This is a genomic window from Delftia sp. PX-1 (assembly GCF_055797465.1).
Genome location: NZ_CP184763.1, coordinates 5,197,829 through 5,213,831, shown reverse-complemented (window position 1 = coordinate 5,213,831; position 16,003 = coordinate 5,197,829). Strand labels below are relative to the sequence as shown.

Annotated in this window: 13 protein-coding genes; 10 read left to right on the top strand and 3 right to left on the bottom strand. The window is 66.7% G+C overall.

Annotated features, from left to right (window positions below; genetic code table 11):
* Window positions 1–157 precede the first annotated feature (157 nt).
* Window positions 158–1,390, top strand: a complete 1,233-nt coding sequence (locus ACN20X_RS23825) for a sensor histidine kinase (protein WP_232356984.1) — start codon at window positions 158–160, stop codon at window positions 1,388–1,390.
* A 94-nt stretch (window positions 1,391–1,484) separates the two neighbouring features.
* Here ACN20X_RS23825 and bfr read toward each other — a convergent pair whose 3' ends face one another.
* A complete protein-coding gene (bfr, locus tag ACN20X_RS23820; protein WP_016447611.1) occupies window positions 1,485–1,961 on the bottom strand; it encodes a bacterioferritin in 477 nt (158 codons plus the stop codon).
* Between the two features lie 368 nt (window positions 1,962–2,329).
* Between bfr and ahpC the strand changes: the two genes are divergently transcribed.
* From ahpC to ACN20X_RS23795, 5 genes are all read left to right on the top strand, one after another.
* A complete protein-coding gene (gene ahpC / locus ACN20X_RS23815; RefSeq protein WP_016447610.1) occupies window positions 2,330–2,893 on the top strand; it encodes an alkyl hydroperoxide reductase subunit C in 564 nt (187 codons plus the stop codon).
* 103 nt (window positions 2,894–2,996) lie between these two features.
* The gene (gene ahpF, locus ACN20X_RS23810) at window positions 2,997–4,553 is read left to right on the top strand and encodes an alkyl hydroperoxide reductase subunit F (RefSeq protein WP_016451263.1); all 1,557 of its coding nucleotides are present in this window, start codon (window positions 2,997–2,999) and stop codon (window positions 4,551–4,553) included.
* A gap of 309 nt (window positions 4,554–4,862) precedes the next feature.
* Entirely contained in the window at window positions 4,863–7,151 is a 2,289-nt protein-coding gene (locus ACN20X_RS23805) for a TonB-dependent hemoglobin/transferrin/lactoferrin family receptor (protein ID WP_473209981.1), read from the top strand.
* A gap of 70 nt (window positions 7,152–7,221) precedes the next feature.
* Complete coding sequence (locus tag ACN20X_RS23800) at window positions 7,222–7,575, top strand: hypothetical protein (protein ID WP_209801596.1); 354 nt, start codon at window positions 7,222–7,224, stop codon at window positions 7,573–7,575.
* Window positions 7,572–8,693 (top strand): hemin-degrading factor, encoded by a 1,122-nt coding sequence (locus tag ACN20X_RS23795; protein WP_473209980.1) that lies wholly within the window; start codon window positions 7,572–7,574, stop codon window positions 8,691–8,693. The genes ACN20X_RS23800 and ACN20X_RS23795 overlap by 4 nt, the downstream gene beginning before the upstream one ends.
* A gap of 36 nt (window positions 8,694–8,729) precedes the next feature.
* On the opposite strand, the gene ACN20X_RS23790 is transcribed toward ACN20X_RS23795, so the two are convergent.
* Window positions 8,730–9,011, bottom strand: a complete 282-nt coding sequence (locus ACN20X_RS23790; protein ID WP_473209979.1) for a DUF2798 domain-containing protein — start codon at window positions 9,009–9,011, stop codon at window positions 8,730–8,732.
* Between the two features lie 144 nt (window positions 9,012–9,155).
* Here ACN20X_RS23790 and ACN20X_RS23785 point away from each other — a divergent pair, with 144 nt between their 5' ends.
* Complete coding sequence (locus ACN20X_RS23785) at window positions 9,156–10,100, top strand: LysR family transcriptional regulator (protein ID WP_473209978.1); 945 nt, start codon at window positions 9,156–9,158, stop codon at window positions 10,098–10,100.
* Window positions 10,101–10,108: 8 nt separating this feature from the next.
* On the opposite strand, the gene ppsR is transcribed toward ACN20X_RS23785, so the two are convergent.
* A complete protein-coding gene (ppsR, locus tag ACN20X_RS23780) occupies window positions 10,109–10,930 on the bottom strand; it encodes a posphoenolpyruvate synthetase regulatory kinase/phosphorylase PpsR (protein WP_016447602.1) in 822 nt (273 codons plus the stop codon).
* Window positions 10,931–11,138: 208 nt separating this feature from the next.
* On the opposite strand from ppsR, the gene ppsA reads away from it, so the two are divergent.
* The 3 genes from ppsA to ACN20X_RS23765 are packed head-to-tail and all read left to right on the top strand — an operon-like array spanning window position 11,139 to window position 15,992.
* Complete coding sequence (gene ppsA, locus ACN20X_RS23775) at window positions 11,139–13,529, top strand: phosphoenolpyruvate synthase (protein WP_043791857.1); 2,391 nt, start codon at window positions 11,139–11,141, stop codon at window positions 13,527–13,529.
* Window positions 13,530–13,546: 17 nt separating this feature from the next.
* Window positions 13,547–13,909, top strand: coding sequence for a DUF4212 domain-containing protein (locus ACN20X_RS23770; RefSeq protein WP_047326682.1), 363 nt, complete (start codon window positions 13,547–13,549; stop codon window positions 13,907–13,909).
* Entirely contained in the window at window positions 13,902–15,992 is a 2,091-nt protein-coding gene (locus tag ACN20X_RS23765; RefSeq protein ID WP_016447599.1) for a VC_2705 family sodium/solute symporter, read from the top strand. The genes ACN20X_RS23770 and ACN20X_RS23765 overlap by 8 nt, the downstream gene beginning before the upstream one ends.
* Window positions 15,993–16,003 lie beyond the last annotated feature (11 nt).

Genomic DNA, 16,003 nt, shown 5'->3' with positions numbered 1-16,003 from the left:
CAGCCCGTGCCTGATCGGCCGGGTTTTTGGCCTTACCATCATCGGCGCAGCGCATTTTTTCCCTATCCACAGACCGCCCGGATGCCGATCCATGACAAGCCAAGGAAATGAACTCTGCATACTGGCAGACGCCCTAGAGGCGCAGCGCGAAGGACTCTTGCAGACATGGCGCAAGGCCGTCAGGCGGGACCCGGCGCTGACCGCTGGTGAGGCGCTTCCCCGAACCCAGCTGAACGATCACATCCCGGCCGTGCTGGCCGCGTTCGAGCAGCAACTGCGGACCCTGGGTGGTGCACCGGCAGACACCGCCGAGCCGCCGGGCGATGGCGAGCAGGCCGCCGCCCACGGCCTGCACCGCTGGCAGCAGGGCTATGACCTGCATGAAGTCGTGCGCGAGCTGGGGCTGCTCAACGAAGTCATGGTGGCGCAGCTGGAGGACTATGCCCAGGGGCGCCCTGATGCGCACGTCGCCATGCCCGTTGCGCGCAAGGCCTGGGCCGCCACCTATACCCGCGACGTTCAGGACAGCAGCACCCAGTATTTCCGCCTGCAGCAGCAGGAGGCCGAGGGTCATGTCCGGGACCTGGAAGCGGCGCTGCATGACCTGAGCGCGCTGGACCTGCAGCGCTCGCAACTGTGGGAGCAGGTTGCGCATGACCTGCGCAGCAACGTCGGCGTGGTGGCCAATGTGACGCATGGCCTGGGCATGCAGCATGCGCCGGCGCAGTCCCGCGAGAAACTCCTGCGCATGCTGGACCGCAACGTCCAGTCGCTGCGACATCTGCTGGATGACGTGACGGAGCTGGCCAAGCTGCATGCCGGGCGCGAGCATCGCCAGCTGACCTCCTTTGACGCAGCCCAGGTGATCACCCATCTGTGCGAGGGACTGCAGGCCCTGGCCAACGATCGCGGCCTGTACCTGCACCTGCAGGGGCCGGGGACGATGCCGGTGGAGGGGGATGCCTTGAAACTGCGCCGCATCGCGCAGAACCTGGTGCTCAACGCGCTCAAGTACACCCAGGAGGGCGGCGTCACGGTGAAGTGGGCCCTTGGTGATGGGGAGGACCAGCGCCGCTGGATGCTCTCCATCGGGGATACGGGCCCCGGCATGGAGCCGGCGGCGCCCCTGGTTGCCGCCCTCAAGCACGCCACGGACCTGGACCCTTCGGGCCATCTGACGTCGGCGGCCTCCGCAGAGGTCCGCGCCGGGGGCGAGCCACGGCCCGGCGTCGCGGCGGCCCGCTACCGCAGCGGCGCAGGCGAGGGGATAGGCCTGTCCATCGTCAAGCGGCTGGCGGAATTGCTGGACGCCACGATCGAGGTGCAGTCGGCCGCGCAGACCGGCACGACCTTTCTGCTTCTGTTTCCGCTGCGATACGCCGACGAGTGACCGATAGCTGGGCCATGAGATGAAAAAACGGGCACACAGGCCCGTCGTTTCGCGTGCGGGGCGCAGCCTGTGCCGCCGCCCCTGAGTCCGGTGCTCAGGACTCTTCGTCCATCTGCGACTGCAGATAGTTCTGGATGCCGACCTTGTCGATCAGGTCCAGCTGGGTTTCGAGGTAGTCGATGTGCTCCTCGGTATCGTCCAGGATCTTTTGCAGCAGGTCGCGCGAGACGTAGTCGCGCACGCTTTCGCAGTGGGCGATGCCGTCCTTGATGGTCTGCTGCGCGGTTTTCTCGCTGCTCAGGTCGCAAGCCAGGGCTTCGGGCACGTCCTCGCCGACTTGCAGCTTGCCCAGGTCCTGCAGGTTGGGCAGGCCGTCGAGCACGAAGATGCGGTCCATGAGCCAGTCGGCGTGCTTCATCTCGCCGATGGACTCCTTGTATTCCTTCTTGGCCAGCTTGTCGAAGCCCCAGTGCTTGTACATGCGGTAGTGCAGGAAGTACTGGTTGATGGCCGTCAGCTCGTTCTTGAGCTGGGCTTGCAGCCAGGTGATGACTTGTGCGTCGCCTTGCATGGGGAACTCCTTTGTTGTACGTGGGGGACCGCGCCGATCGCCGGCCGCTATAGGGGTGGATTGTCTAGGGTTTCTGCGTCAGATCAAGCAAACCCCTGTTATCACGCATTGGCTGCTTATGAGGCGCGTTCTCGTTTGCGGGCCGGCATGCTGACGCGGCTGCGGGGTTGCTGCATTGCCTTGTCATATTTCGGCCCAAAATAGCCTCTTCAGGCCGGTGGCGGGCTGGTCAAGCCCGCAGGCCTGGAGACAAGGATGTTCACATAGTTTTTGGCAATCGGATGAATTCAATCAATTCATTGGATCAATCGATGGCCTGGGCCTAGACTTCGTCCTGTGTTCACTCACCAACCACAAAGGAAACAGCAATGTCCGTGATCAACACCCAAATCAAGCCCTTCAAGACGCAGGCCTTCAAGAATGGCAAGTTCATCGAAGTGACCGAAAAGGACGTCCTGGGCAAGTGGGCCGTGTTCTTCTTCTACCCCGCTGACTTCACCTTCGTGTGCCCCACCGAGCTGGGCGACGTGGCCGACCACTACGACGAACTGCAAAAGCTGGGCGTGGAAGTGTTCTCCGTGTCCACCGACACCCACTTCGTGCACAAGGCATGGCACGACGCGTCGGACACCATCCGCAAGATCAAGTACACGATGCTGGGCGATCCCACCTGGGAAATCAGCAACAACTTCGAAGTCCTGCGTCCCGGCCAGGGCCTGGCTGACCGCGGCACCTTCATCGTCGACCCCGATGGCGTGATCCAGGCCGTGGAAATCACCGCCGAAGGCATCGGCCGCAACGCCGTCGACCTGCTGCGCAAGGTCAAGGCTGCCCAGTATGTCCGCAACCACCCCGGTGAAGTCTGCCCCGCCAAGTGGGAAGAAGGCGACAAGACCCTGGCTCCTTCGCTCGACCTGGTCGGCAAGATCTAAGCGGTACACCGCTTCCTGTTCACAGTTGAACTGTTGAAGACGCCCGGGTGCCTGGCGCCCGGGCTTTTTTTTCCGAAAATTCGTATTTCCCTAGGAGTCCGACATGCTTGACAACAACCTGAAAGCCCAATTGCAGGCCTACCTGGAGCGCCTGCAGCGTCCGGTGGAGCTGGTGGCTTCGCTGGATGACAGCCAGGGTGCGCGCGAGCTGAAGGAACTGCTGCTGGAAATCCGCGAGCTGAGCGACAAGATCACCGTCGTCGAGCACAACGACGCCGAGGTGCGCAAGCCCTCGTTCCTGATCACCAATCCCGGCGTGGACAGCGGCGTGCGTTTCGCAGGCGTCCCCCTGGGCCATGAATTCACCTCGCTGGTGCTGGCCCTGCTGCAGGTCGGCGGCCATCCGTCCAAGGAATCGGCCGAACTGCTGGAGCAGGTGCGCAATATCGACGTGCCGCTGCACTTCGAGACCTACTACTCGCTGTCCTGCCACAACTGCCCGGACGTGGTGCAGGCGCTGAACCTGATGTCCGTGCTCAATCCCAAGATCAGCCACACCGCCATCGACGGCGGGCTGTTCCAGAAGGAAGTCGAGCAGCGCGAAGTCATGGGCGTGCCCACGGTCTTCGTCAATGGCGAGCGCTTCGGCCAGGGCCGCATGGAGCTGGCCGAGATCGTCGCCAAGGTCGACACCGGCGCCGCTTCGCGTGAAGCGGCCAGGATTTCCGCCAAGGACGCTTTCGACGTGCTGATCGTCGGTGGCGGCCCCGCCGGCGCGGCCGCTGCCATCTATGCGGCACGCAAGGGCATCCGCACCGGCATTGCCGCCGAGCGCTTCGGCGGCCAGGTGCTGGACACCGTGGACATCGAGAACTTCATCTCGGTCTCCAAGACCGAAGGCCCTCAGCTGGCCGCCGCCATGGAGCGCCATGTGCGCGACTACGAGGTGGACATCATGAACCTGCAGACGGCCTCCAAACTGATTCCGGCTGCCACGGAAGGCGGGCTGATCGAGGTGCAGACTGCCTCGGGCGCCAGCCTCAAGGCCAAGACCGTCATCCTCTCGACCGGCGCGCGCTGGCGCAACATGAACGTGCCGGGCGAGGACAAGTACCGCACCAAGGGCGTGACCTACTGCCCGCACTGCGACGGACCGCTGTTCAAGGGCAAGAATGTGGCCGTCATCGGCGGCGGCAACTCGGGCGTGGAAGCGGCCATCGACCTGGCCGGCATCGTGCGCAGCGTGACGCTGCTGGAGTTCGCCAGCGAGCTCAAGGCCGATGCCGTGCTGCAAAAGAAGCTCAAGAGCCTGCCCAATGTGACCGTCATCCTCAACGCCCAGACCACCGAGGTCAACGGCGACGGCAAGAAGGTCACCGGCCTGACCTACAAGGACCGCACGACGGAAGAGGTCAAGACCGTGGCGCTGGAAGGCATCTTCGTGCAGATCGGCCTGCTGCCCAACACCGACTGGCTCAAGGGCACGGTGGAGCTGACCCGCTTCGGCGAGATCGTGATCGATGCCAAGGGCCACACCAGCGTGCCCGGCGTGTTCGCCGCAGGCGACTGCACCAACGTGCCGTACAAGCAGATCATCATCGCTGCCGGTGCCGGCTCCACGGCTGCGCTGTCGGCCTTCGACCACCTGATCCGCCACTGAGCTGAACAGGCGTGAGAAAGGGCCCGGATGCCTCGGCATCCGGGCCTTTTTTCATTCCGGCGCTGTCAGGCGCGTGCCTTGCCGGCGCAGGTGGCACACAGATGGCTGTCCAGCAGCCCGGTGTGCCAGCAGGGATTGCTCCAGGGCCTATGCGCCAGATCAAATCAATGAATGAGAACTATTCGCATATAATTTTTCTTCATCCAGCCAGCACATGACGCGCCAACGGCTGGCGGGCCGACCGCCAGCCGCTGCAACCAGAAGCCAGCTCTCGCACATCCATGTTGATCAGAGAGAGAGGGCTTCGCAATGGCTTACGACTTCGCAATGCAATCATGCGCCCGGCGGGCGCGCCATCCCCTGGCCGCCGCCTGCGCGCTGCTGTGCGCCTCCGCTGCCCTGGCCCAGGGGCCGGGGCAGGCCGCCGCAGACGCGGCAAATGCCGCAAACGCCGGAGATGCCGACACGCAATTGCTGGCGCAGGCCGCACCCGGGGCACGGACCCGTGCCCCGGCCCTCAAGGAGATGGTGATCAGCGCCTCGCGCGAGGTGCAGGACCCTGACACCCTGCCCATGAGCATCGACGTGATCGACGCCGGCCGCATGGAGCGCGAGCAGGCCAGCGACATCCGCGAGATGGTCAACCTGCTGCCCAATGTCGATGTGCCGCGCGCCCCGGCGCGCTTCTCGCTGGCGGCCTCGTCGGCCGGGCGTGACCAGAACAGCGGCTTCAACATCCGTGGCCTGGATGGCAACCGCGTGCTCATGCTGGTCGATGGCGTGCGCCTGCCGCGCAGCTACAGCTTCAGCGCCAACAGCTTCGGCCGCGACTACCTGGACCTGGGCCTGGTGCAGCGCGTGGAAATCCTGCGCGGCTCCACGCCCGCGCTGTATGGATCGGACGGCATGGGCGGCCTGGTCAACTTCGTGACCGTGCAGCCAGACGATCTGCTGGGCAGGGACAAGCGCATCGCCGGCCGCGTGGCTGCCGGCTATGACGGCTCGGACAACGGCCGCAAGCTGGGCGCCACCGTGGCGGGCCGAGTCAGCCCCGAATGGGCCTGGCTGCTGTCGGCGGGCCTGGGCCGCTCCCGTGCGCTGGAGAACATGGGCACGAACAACGTGACGGGCGCGGCGCGCACCACGCCCAATCCCGAGAAAGACCGCAGCGAATCGCTGATGGGCCGCCTGGTCTTCACGCCCAGCGCCGTGCAAAAGCATGTCTTCACCTTCGAGAACGTGGACAAGCGCGCCGACTACGCCCTGCTGTCCGCGCGCTCGGCCACCGTGGCCAATTCCGACTCGCGCACCGACATGAAGCGCTGGCGGGCCAGCTGGCAGGGCCAGTGGCAGCAGCTGGGCACGGCGCTGGCCGACGAACTGCAGCTGATGGCCAGCTACCAGAAGTCCGACGCGCGCGAATTCGTCACCGAGACGCGCATCGGTCTGCCGTACCGCGAGCGCGACGTGACCTATGACGAGGACGCGATCCAGCTGCACGCCCAGGCCAGCCGCCTGCTGCGCTGGAGTTCCTCGGCCAGCGGCAAGTTCACGTACGGGCTGGACTACCTCCGCAACAAGGTGGTCAACGTGCAAAACGGCATCACGCCGCCCGTGGGCGAGAGCTTCCCGCTCAAGCGCTTCCCCGACACCACCGAAAGCGCCACCGCCCTGTTCGCCCAGGCCGAACTGCACAACGGCCCCTGGAGCGTGACCCCGGGCCTGCGCGCAGAGCACTACAGCATCAAGCCCCGGCAGAACGGCTTTGTGCCCACCGTGGTCAGCAACTCGGACTCCGCGCTCTCTCCCAAGCTGGGCGTGATGCTGCAGGCCAGCCCGGTCTGGTCCGTTTATGGCAACTATGCGGCAGGTTTCCGGGCCCCCAATGCCGGCCAGATCAACGCCTTCTTCGAGAACCCGGTGGCGTTCTACCGCAACATTCCGAATCCCGACCTGCGGCCCGAAAAGAGCCAGACCTTCGAGCTGGGCCTGCGCGGGCGCATGGACAGGCTGCGCCTGGACGCCGCCGTGTTCAGGGGACGCTACAAGGACTTCATCGTCGACCAGCAACTGGTTGCGGGCCAGCCCGGCAACGCGGCCAACCCCGCCATCTACCAGTCCATCAACGTGGGCCGCGCCCGCATCAGCGGCTTCGAACTCAAGGCCGACTACGACTGGGGCCGCTGGGCCGGCGGCGACTGGCAGACGCGCCTGGCCTACGGCTACACCGACGGCAAGGACACGCAGTCCGACAAGCCGCTGGACACCATCTCGCCCCAGCAACTGGTGCTGGGCGTGCGCTACGAGCGCTCTGTCGTGGGCGTGCAGTTCAACGTCTCGCACTGGAGCGGCAAGAAGGCCGGCGACGTGTCCAACGGCAGCACGGCCTGGCTCAGCCCCTCGGCCACGGTGCTGGACCTGAGCGCGCAATGGCGCATCCGTCCCGACCTGCGCCTGAACGCCGGCATCTACAACCTGACCGACAGGAAGTACTGGCGCTGGTCCGATGTGCGCGGCCTGCTGGCCACCACGGCGATTGCCGACGCCTACAGCCAGCCGGGGCGCCATGCGCGCGTCTCGCTGATCAAGGATTTCTGAAGCCCGGCGCCTGAAGGCCAGGCGCCGCGACCCGTGTCCCAACGATGTTTTGCAACGCAAGGAGAGCCCCATGCACCGTACCGAGAGTGAAAGCCTTGCCCGTGACGAGGAATACCTGCTGGCCGAAGGCGAGGCCCAGCTGGCCGCCACGCTGGCGCTGATGACCGGCTTCGGCCACGGTTGCTGCGAGGCCCACCGGCCCGCCATTGCCGGCAAGGTGGCCGATCAACTGCAGGGCCTGTCCGGCGACAGCAGCTTTTCGCCGGACATGCGGGCCTTGCTGCAACGCCTGCAGCGGCGCTGGCAGGCGGTCTCCGAGGCCAGCGCCGTGCAGCGCGCACCCCGGGCCGAGGCGGCGGCCGAGACCCGCCATCCCTCCGTTGCCCACGCGCTCTGGCATGCCCCTTTGGAGACCCTGCAATGATCACCACCGCCGCCGCAGCCTGCGATGACCTGCTGATTCCCGTCAATGCGCCCGACGTGCGCCAGCGCTTTGCCCAGGCACGCCAGAGCGGCCTGCGTGCCAAGGAGGCCGCCGAATCCATGGGCCTGCCCGAAGGCGCCGCCATCGGCGCCCACGCGGGCCTGCATGACGGCGGCCTGCAGGTCGTGCCGCTGCGCGCGCAGTGGCTGCAGGTGCTGCGCGCGCTGCAGGACTGCGGCACCGTGATGGCGCTCACGCGCAATGAATCCACGGTGCATGAGAAGACGGGCGTGTACCAGAAGCTCTCGGCCAGCGGCGGCGTGGGATTGGCGCTGGGCCGCGAGATCGACCTGCGCCTGTTCTTTGCCCAATGGCATGCCGGCTATGCCGTGACCGAGCAGCACGCCCAGGCTGGAAGGCCGGCCACGCACAGCCTGCAGTTCTTCAATGCCCACGGCCGCGCCGTGCACAAGGTCCATGCGCGCGAGTCCACCGACATGGCAGCGTGGGATGCGCTGGTACGGCGCTTTGCCGAGCCCAGCGCGGGATACCTGTTTCGCCATGCCCGGCCCAGAGCGCTGCCGCAGTCCGACAAGGTCATCGACGTGCACGGCCTGAGCGCCGCCTGGGATGCCCTTCAGGACACGCATGAATTCTTCGACCTGCTGCGCCGGTTCGGCGTGGAGCGCCAGCAAGCCTTCCGCCTGGTCCCCGGCCATTGCGCGCGGCTGGCACCCGAGTCCGTGGCCCAGTTGCTGGGCGATGCGGCGGTGGACGGGCTGCCCATCATGGTCTTCGTGGACAGCGGCGGCTGCATCCAGATCCATACCGGCCCCGTGCACAACATCCAGCCCATGGGCACGCCCGGCGGAGCGCAATGGATCAATGTGCTGGACCCGGGCTTCAACCTGCATCTGCGCTGCGACATGATCGCCAGCGTCTGGGCCGTGCAAAAGCCCACGGCCGATGGCGTGGTCACCTCGGTCGAGGCCTTCGACGCGCAGGGCGATCTGATGGCCATGTTCTTTGGCGAGCGCAAACCGGGCCTGGCCGAACTGCCGGGATGGCGCGAGCTGGTGGCGGGCTTGCCGCGCTTGGCAGTGCAGGCACTGGCCTGAGCGGCCCAGGCCCTGGAAAGAGCCGGCCGGGCCGCCTCAGAGATGCACGGTGGCGGCCACCAGCCTGCCCACCAGCGGACGCACCACCATCACGCAGACAAAGGCCACGGGCATGGCCAGCACATAGGTCTGCATCACGCGCCGCAGGTAGTCGGCGCCCAGGCCGCTGTTGGCGCCGACGATGGCGCAGCACATCAGAAACGCCATGATGGCCGACATGTAGAAGCCAAAGACGATGGGCGCGAAGCGGCGGTGCAGCTTGCGGCTGCGCGGCGCCGCAGGGGTTGCGGGAGCGATGGAGGCAGAGGTATCGGGCATGAAGGCGTATCCGGTCAGGCCGCTTGTCGATTCGGCGCGGCAAGTGCGCAACTGTAGGCAAGGCCCGGGCCGCCGTGTAGAGGGCTGCAGCTTGGTGCACTCGTAAGCTATATTGATGAATTGATTTTTCATCCATAGGTTTTTGTGCCTAATCTGCGCTCCATCGAGACCTTCGTCAAAGCCCTGGAAGGCGGCTCCATCGCCTCGGCCGCGCGCCAGCTGGGTATTTCTCCTGCAGCGGCCAGCCAGAACATCGCCCGGCTGGAGCGCGAACTGGGCACGCGCCTGATCACGCGCACCACGCGCTCCATGGCGTTGACCGAAGCCGGCGAGCGCTATCTGGCGCGCGTGGGCCCTGTGCTGCAGGAGCTGGAAAAAGCGCAGTCCGACCTGTCGCAGCTGCATGGCGAACTGCAGGGCCGGCTGCGCACCGCCTGCATGGCCGCCTTTGGCCGCCATGTGCTGGCGCCGCTGCTGCCGGCCTTTGCCGCGCGGCATCCCCGGCTGGAGCTGGAGTTGCTGGTGGTGGACCGGCAGGTGGATGTGCTCAAGGAAGACGTGGACATCAGCGTGCGCTACCGCGATGTGCTGGAGCCCGGCATGGCCGTGCGCCAGCTGGCGGCCGTGCCGCGCGTGCTGTGCGCCTCGCCGGCCTACCTGCAGGCCCACGGCAGGCCGCAGACCGCGCAGGACCTGCTCGACCATGCCTGCCTGCTGTACCGGCGCGAGGCCGATGGCCGCTTCATGCGCTGGCCGTTTTCGCGCGACGGCAAGCGCGTGGACCCGCAGCTGCGCGTGACCGCCATCGCCAGCGATGTCGATGCACTCACCGAAATGGCCGTGGCCGGTGGCGGCATCGTCTGGATCGGCAGCTTCATCGCCCACCGGTACATGCGCGAAGGGCTGCTGCAGCCGCTGGCCCTGGGCCCGGCGCGCAAGGGGCAGCTGCACTTCGATGACACCACGCTGGATTTCTTCGCCTGCTTTCGCGACCGCCAGTACGTGCCGACCAAGGTGCGTGCCCTGGTGGACTACCTGGTCGAGACGCTGCCGCAGCAGCCCATGCTGCGCTGGAACGCCTCGGCCTGAGACAGGGTTCAGTGCCCCAGGTGCTGGGGCAGGACTTCCTGCAGGATCGTGGTGGCGATTTCCTCGATGGACTTGGTGGTGCTGGACAGCCACTGGATGCCGCTGCGGCGCATCATGGACTCGGCCTCGGCCACCTCGTAGCGGCAGTTGGCAAGGCTGGCGTACTTGGAGTCGGGCCGGCGCTCGTTGCGGATGCTGGACAGGCGCTGGGGGTCGATGGTCAGGCCGAACAGCTTCTTGCGGTAGGGCACCAGGGCGGGCGGCAGCTGCTTGCGCTCGAAATCCTCGGGAATCAGCGGGTAGTTGGCCACCTTGAGACCGAACTGCATGGCCAGGTACAGGCTGGTGGGCGTCTTGCCGCTGCGCGAGACGCCCACCAGGATCACGTCGGCGCCCGTCAGGTCCTGGTGGGTCTGGCCGTCGTCATGGGCCAGCGTGTAGTTGATGGCCTCCATGCGCTCCAGGTATTCCTTGCTTTCGCTGATGTCGGCGAAGCGGCCCACGCGGTGCAGCGACTTCTGGCCCAGCTCCAGCTCCAGCGGCCGCACGAAGGTGCCGAACATGTCGAATACCTTGCCCTTGCATTGGCTCTCGATCAGGTCGAGCATGTCCTGGTTGACCAGGGTGGTGAAGACGATGGGCTTGTGGCTTTCCGACTCGGCCACATGGTTGATCTGCCGCACGGCCTGGTGGACCTTGTCCATGGTGTCCACGAAGGGGATGCGGACCAGGCGCGACTTGGTGTCGAACTGGGCCATGATGGCCGTGCCAAAGGTCTCGGCTGTAATGCCAGTGCCATCGGAGATGACGAAGATGGTGTGGGTGTGCATGGTGGTCGGGCTCTGGACAGGGGGCTGCCGTCGGTTCACGGCAAACGCCTACAATGGCGCCCATTATTCCCAATTTCCCATCCATGCTCGCTGCCGGCCTCCAACCAGAACAGCAAAGCCTCGCGCACGCCTGCGTGGGTGGATCGACCGTGCCCGGCTTTGGCAGCCGGGGCGGCGCACTACGGTTTTCAACTTCTGGAGCTTTCCCATGTCTCAACTGTTCGAGGCCACCGCCCTCGTCGTTCCGTTTGAACAACTGAGGATGACCGATGTCGAGTCCGTAGGCGGCAAGAACGCCTCGCTCGGCGAAATGATCTCGCAGCTGCCGCAGGGCGTGCGCGTGCCCACGGGCTTTGCCACCACGGCCCATGCCTTCCGCCAGTTCCTGGCCCACGACGGCTTGGCCGACAAGATCAGTGCCAAGCTGGCCGCCCTCGACGTGGAGGATGTCCGCGCCCTGGCCCAGGTGGGTGCCGAGATCCGTGCCCTGGTCGAGAACCAGCCCTTCCCGGCCGATCTGGAGCAGGCCATCCGCGAGGAATTCGTGCGCCTGCAGGGCGGCAACGAGGCGGCCTCGTTCGCCGTGCGTTCCTCGGCCACGGCCGAAGACCTGCCCGACGCCTCGTTCGCCGGCCAGCAGGAAACCTTCCTGAACGTGGTGGGCATCGAGTCGGTGCTGCACAAGATGAAGGAGGTGTTCGCCTCCCTGTACAACGACCGCGCCATCTCCTACCGCGTGCACAAGGGCTTTGCCCATGACGTGGTGGCCCTGTCGGCCGGCGTGCAGCGCATGGTGCGCTCCGACCTGGGCGCGGCCGGCGTGATGTTCACCATCGACACCGAATCGGGCTTCGAGGACGTGGTCTTCATCACCTCCAGCTACGGCCTGGGCGAGACCGTGGTGCAGGGCGCCGTCAATCCTGACGAGTTCTATGTGCACAAGCCCATGCTCAAGGCCGGCAAGAAGGCCCTGATCCGCCGCAACCTGGGCTCCAAGCTGATCCAGATGGTCTTTGCCTCGCCCGAGGAAAAGGCCGCCAGCGGCCGCCTGGTCAAGACCACCGACGTGGCCCATGAGCTGCGCAACCGCTACTCGCTGTCCGACGAGGACGTGCAGCAGCTGGCCCACTATGCCCTGGTCATCGAGCAGCACTATGGCCGCCCCATGGACATCGAGTGGGGCAAGGACGGCACGGACGGCCAGCTCTACATCCTGCAGGCCCGCCCCGAGACCGTGAAGAGCCAGGCCAAGGGCCAGGCCGAGCAGCGCTACGCCCTCAAGGGCACGGGCAATGTGCTGGCCGAAGGCCGCGCCATCGGCCAGAAGATCGGCACGGGCCCGGTGCGCCTGGTCAATGACATCGCCAACATGGACCAGGTCCAGCCCGGCGACGTGCTGGTGACCGACATGACCGATCCCAACTGGGAGCCGGTGATGAAGCGTGCCTCGGCCATCGTCACCAACCGCGGCGGCCGTACCTGCCACGCGGCCATCATTGCGCGCGAGCTGGGCATTCCGGCCGTGGTCGGCTGCGGCAACGCCACCGATCTGCTCAAGGACGGCACCCTGGTCACCGTCAGCTGCGCCGAAGGCGATACCGGCAAGATCTATGACGGCCTGATCGAGACCGAGGTCACCGAGGTGCAGCGCGGCGAGATGCCCGCCATCAAGACCAAGATCATGATGAACGTGGGCAACCCCCAGCTGGCCTTCGACTTCGCCCAGCTGCCCAACGAGGGCGTGGGCCTGGCCCGCCTGGAGTTCATCATCAACAACAACATCGGCGTGCACCCCAAGGCCATCCTGGACTATCCCGCCGTGGATGCCGACCTCAAGAAGGCCGTGGAGTCCGTGGCCCGTGGCCATGCCTCGCCGCGCGCCTTCTACGTGGACAAGGTCGCCGAAGGCGTGGCGACGATTGCCGCCGCCTTCTGGCCCAAGCCCGTGATCGTGCGCATGTCGGACTTCAAGTCCAACGAGTACCGCAAGCTCATCGGCGGCAGCCGCTACGAGCCCGAGGAAGAGAATCCCATGCTGGGCTTCCGTGGCGCGGCGCGCTACATCTCCGAGGACTTCGGCGAGGCCTTCCGCATGGAGTGCGAGGCACTGCGCCGCGTGCGCGAGGACATGGGCCTGACCAACGTGCAGATCATGATTCCCTTCGTGCGCACGCTCAAGCAGGCCGAGCGCGTCACCCAGCTGCTGGCGGCCAACGGCCTCAAGCGCGGCGACAACGAACTCAAGCTCATCATGATGTGCGAGGTGCCCTCCAACGCCATCCTGGCGGACGAGTTCCTCGAGTTCTTCGACGGCTTCTCCATCGGCTCCAACGACCTGACCCAGCTCACGCTGGGCCTGGACCGCGACTCCGGCCTGGAGCTGCTGGCCGCCGACTTCGACGAGCGCGACCCCGCCGTGCGCAAGATGCTGTCGCGCGCCATCAAGGCCTGCCTGGACCAGGGCAAGTACGTGGGCATCTGCGGCCAGGGCCCGTCCGACCACCCTGACTTCGCCCAATGGCTGGCTGACGAAGGCATTGCCTCCATCTCGCTGAATCCCGACAGCGTGGTCGCCACCTGGCAGCGCCTGGCGCAGTAAGGGCTGGCAGCGTCGCCATGCATACGCCGGACGCGCACTTGCATGACGACGCAGTCGGGGGACCGTCCGAAGGCGAGACCTTCGCCCCCGACCTGCACGACATCCACCATCTGTGGCTCAAGGCCGTGCTGCTCGCGGTCTGGGTCGCCGTCTCCTTCGGTGCCTGCTACTACGCACGCGACCTGCAGGCGCTGGTCCCCGACTGGCCGCTGGCCTACTGGTTCGCGGCCCAGGGGGCAGTCCTGATGTTCCTGGCCATCGTCATCGTCTATTGTCTGTCCATGGACCATTTCGAGCGCCGCGAGGCCCGGGCCGTTGCCCCGTCTGAACCCGCCGCCCCGCAACCGTCCGCCCCGCCGTCGCCTCCCGGCCATGGCTGAGCGCTCGCTGCTGACGGCCGCCTCCCGCTGGCGGCTGCACCGCATCGTGGCCCTGTACACGCTGGGCGTGCTCGGCTTTCTGGCCCTCATGTTCTGGGCCGAGCAGCAAGGCCTGTCGCGCCACTGGATAGGCCCCATCTTCCTGTTCTTCACCGTCATGGTCTACGCGGCCATCGGCGTGTACCTGCGCACCAGCGATCCCGAGGAGTACTACGTCGCGGGCCGGCGCATCCCGCCCTTCTACAACGGCATGGCGGCAGCGGCGGACTGGGTCAGCGCGGCGTCCTTCATCAGCCTGTCGGGGGCGCTGTACCTGCAGGGCTTTGCCGGCGTGCCGGGGCAGGCCGGCGGACTGGCCTACCTGCTGGGCTGGACGGGCGGCTTTTGCCTGGTCGCCATGCTGATCGCGCCGCATCTGCGGGCGATGAAGCTCTACACCATTCCCGACTTCTTCCAGCAGCGCTACGGCGGGCGCTGGCCGCGCGTGATCGCGGCGCTGGCTGCCGTGACCTGCTCGTTCACCTACGTGGTGGCCCAGATCTACGGCGTGGGGCTCATTGCCTCGCGGCTGACGGGCGTGCAGTTCGAGATCGGCATCATGCTGGGCCTGGGCGGCGTGCTGCTGTGCTCCTTCCTGGGCGGCATGCGTGCCATCACCTGGACCCAGGTCGCGCAGTACGTGGTCATCCTGCTGGCCTTTCTGATCCCCGTGTCCTGGCTGGCCTACCGGCAGATGGGCAATCCCGTGGCGCCGCTGGCCTATACGGCCCAGCTCGGCCAGATTGCGGAGATGGAGCAGCGCCTGCTGGACTCGCCGGCCGAACAGGAAGTGGTCGCCGCCTACCGCCTGCGCGCCGAGGTGCTGGAGGACAAGCTCAAGGACGTGCCGCGCGTGCTGGCCGCCGAGCGCCAGCAGCTTTCCGAGCGCATACGCGATCTGCGCACGCGCAGCGGCGACATTGGCGCCATCATGGCGGCCAGCCGCGAACTGGCCGCCATGCCGCGCGACGAAGCGACTGCGCGCGCCCTGTGGACACGCCAGCTGCAGGAGATGCGCGAGCGCGAGAAGCCGCTGGGCGGCATTCCGCTGCACAGCCTGCCCTTTGCCGGCAACCCCGATGGATCGGCCGAGGAACGTCAGGTCTACGAGGACAGCCGGCGCAACTTCCTGGCGCTGATGTTCTGTCTCATGGCCGGCACGGCAGGCCTGCCGCATTTGCTCACGCGCTACTACACGGCGCCCTCGGTGTCGGGGGCGCGGGCCTCGGTGGGCTGGACGCTGTTCTTCATCGGCGTGCTGTACATGAGCGCGCCGGCCCTGGCCGTGCTGGTCAAGTTCGAGGTCATGAACAACCTGGTGGGCATACGCTTCGACGAATTGCCCACCTGGATGGCGCAGTGGGCCCGGGTCGATGCCTCGTTGCTGGCCGTGGAAGACGTCAATGGCGACGGTGTCCTGCAGTTCGGCGAGATCCGCATGGGCGCCGACCTCATCATGCTGGCCACGCCCGAGCTGGGTGGCATGCCCTACGTGGTCTCGGGCCTGGTCGCGGCGGGCGGCCTGGCCGCCGCGCTGTCCACGGCCGATGGCCTGCTGCTGACCATCAGCAATGCGCTGGTGCGCGACTTGTACTTTCGCGCGCGGCGGCGCCGCGCCTCGCCCGAGCAGCGCGTGATCCTGTCCAAGTTCGCGCTGCTGGTGGTGGCGCTGTCGGCCGCCTTCGTGGCCTCGCGCCGTTCCTCGGACATCCTGCCCATGGTCACGGCCTCGTTCTCGCTGGCGGCATCGGCCTTTGTTCCGGCCATGGTGCTGGGCATCTTCTGGCGCGGCACCACGCGTCGCGGGGCGGTGGCCGGCATGCTGGCCGGCCTGGGCATCACCGTCTACTACATGGTCTCGCACGTGCCCGCGCTGCAGCCTGTGTTGCCCGAGGCGCTGCATGCCCGCCTGTGGTGGGGCATACAGCCGATTTCCTCGGGTGTCTTCGGCGTGCCGGCGGGCCTGCTGGTGACCTGGCTGGTCAGCTGCCTGGACCCGCGCCGGCGCGCTGCGGCGCGCTCCGTGCCAGGGCGCGTGGCCTGACGCGGCATGGG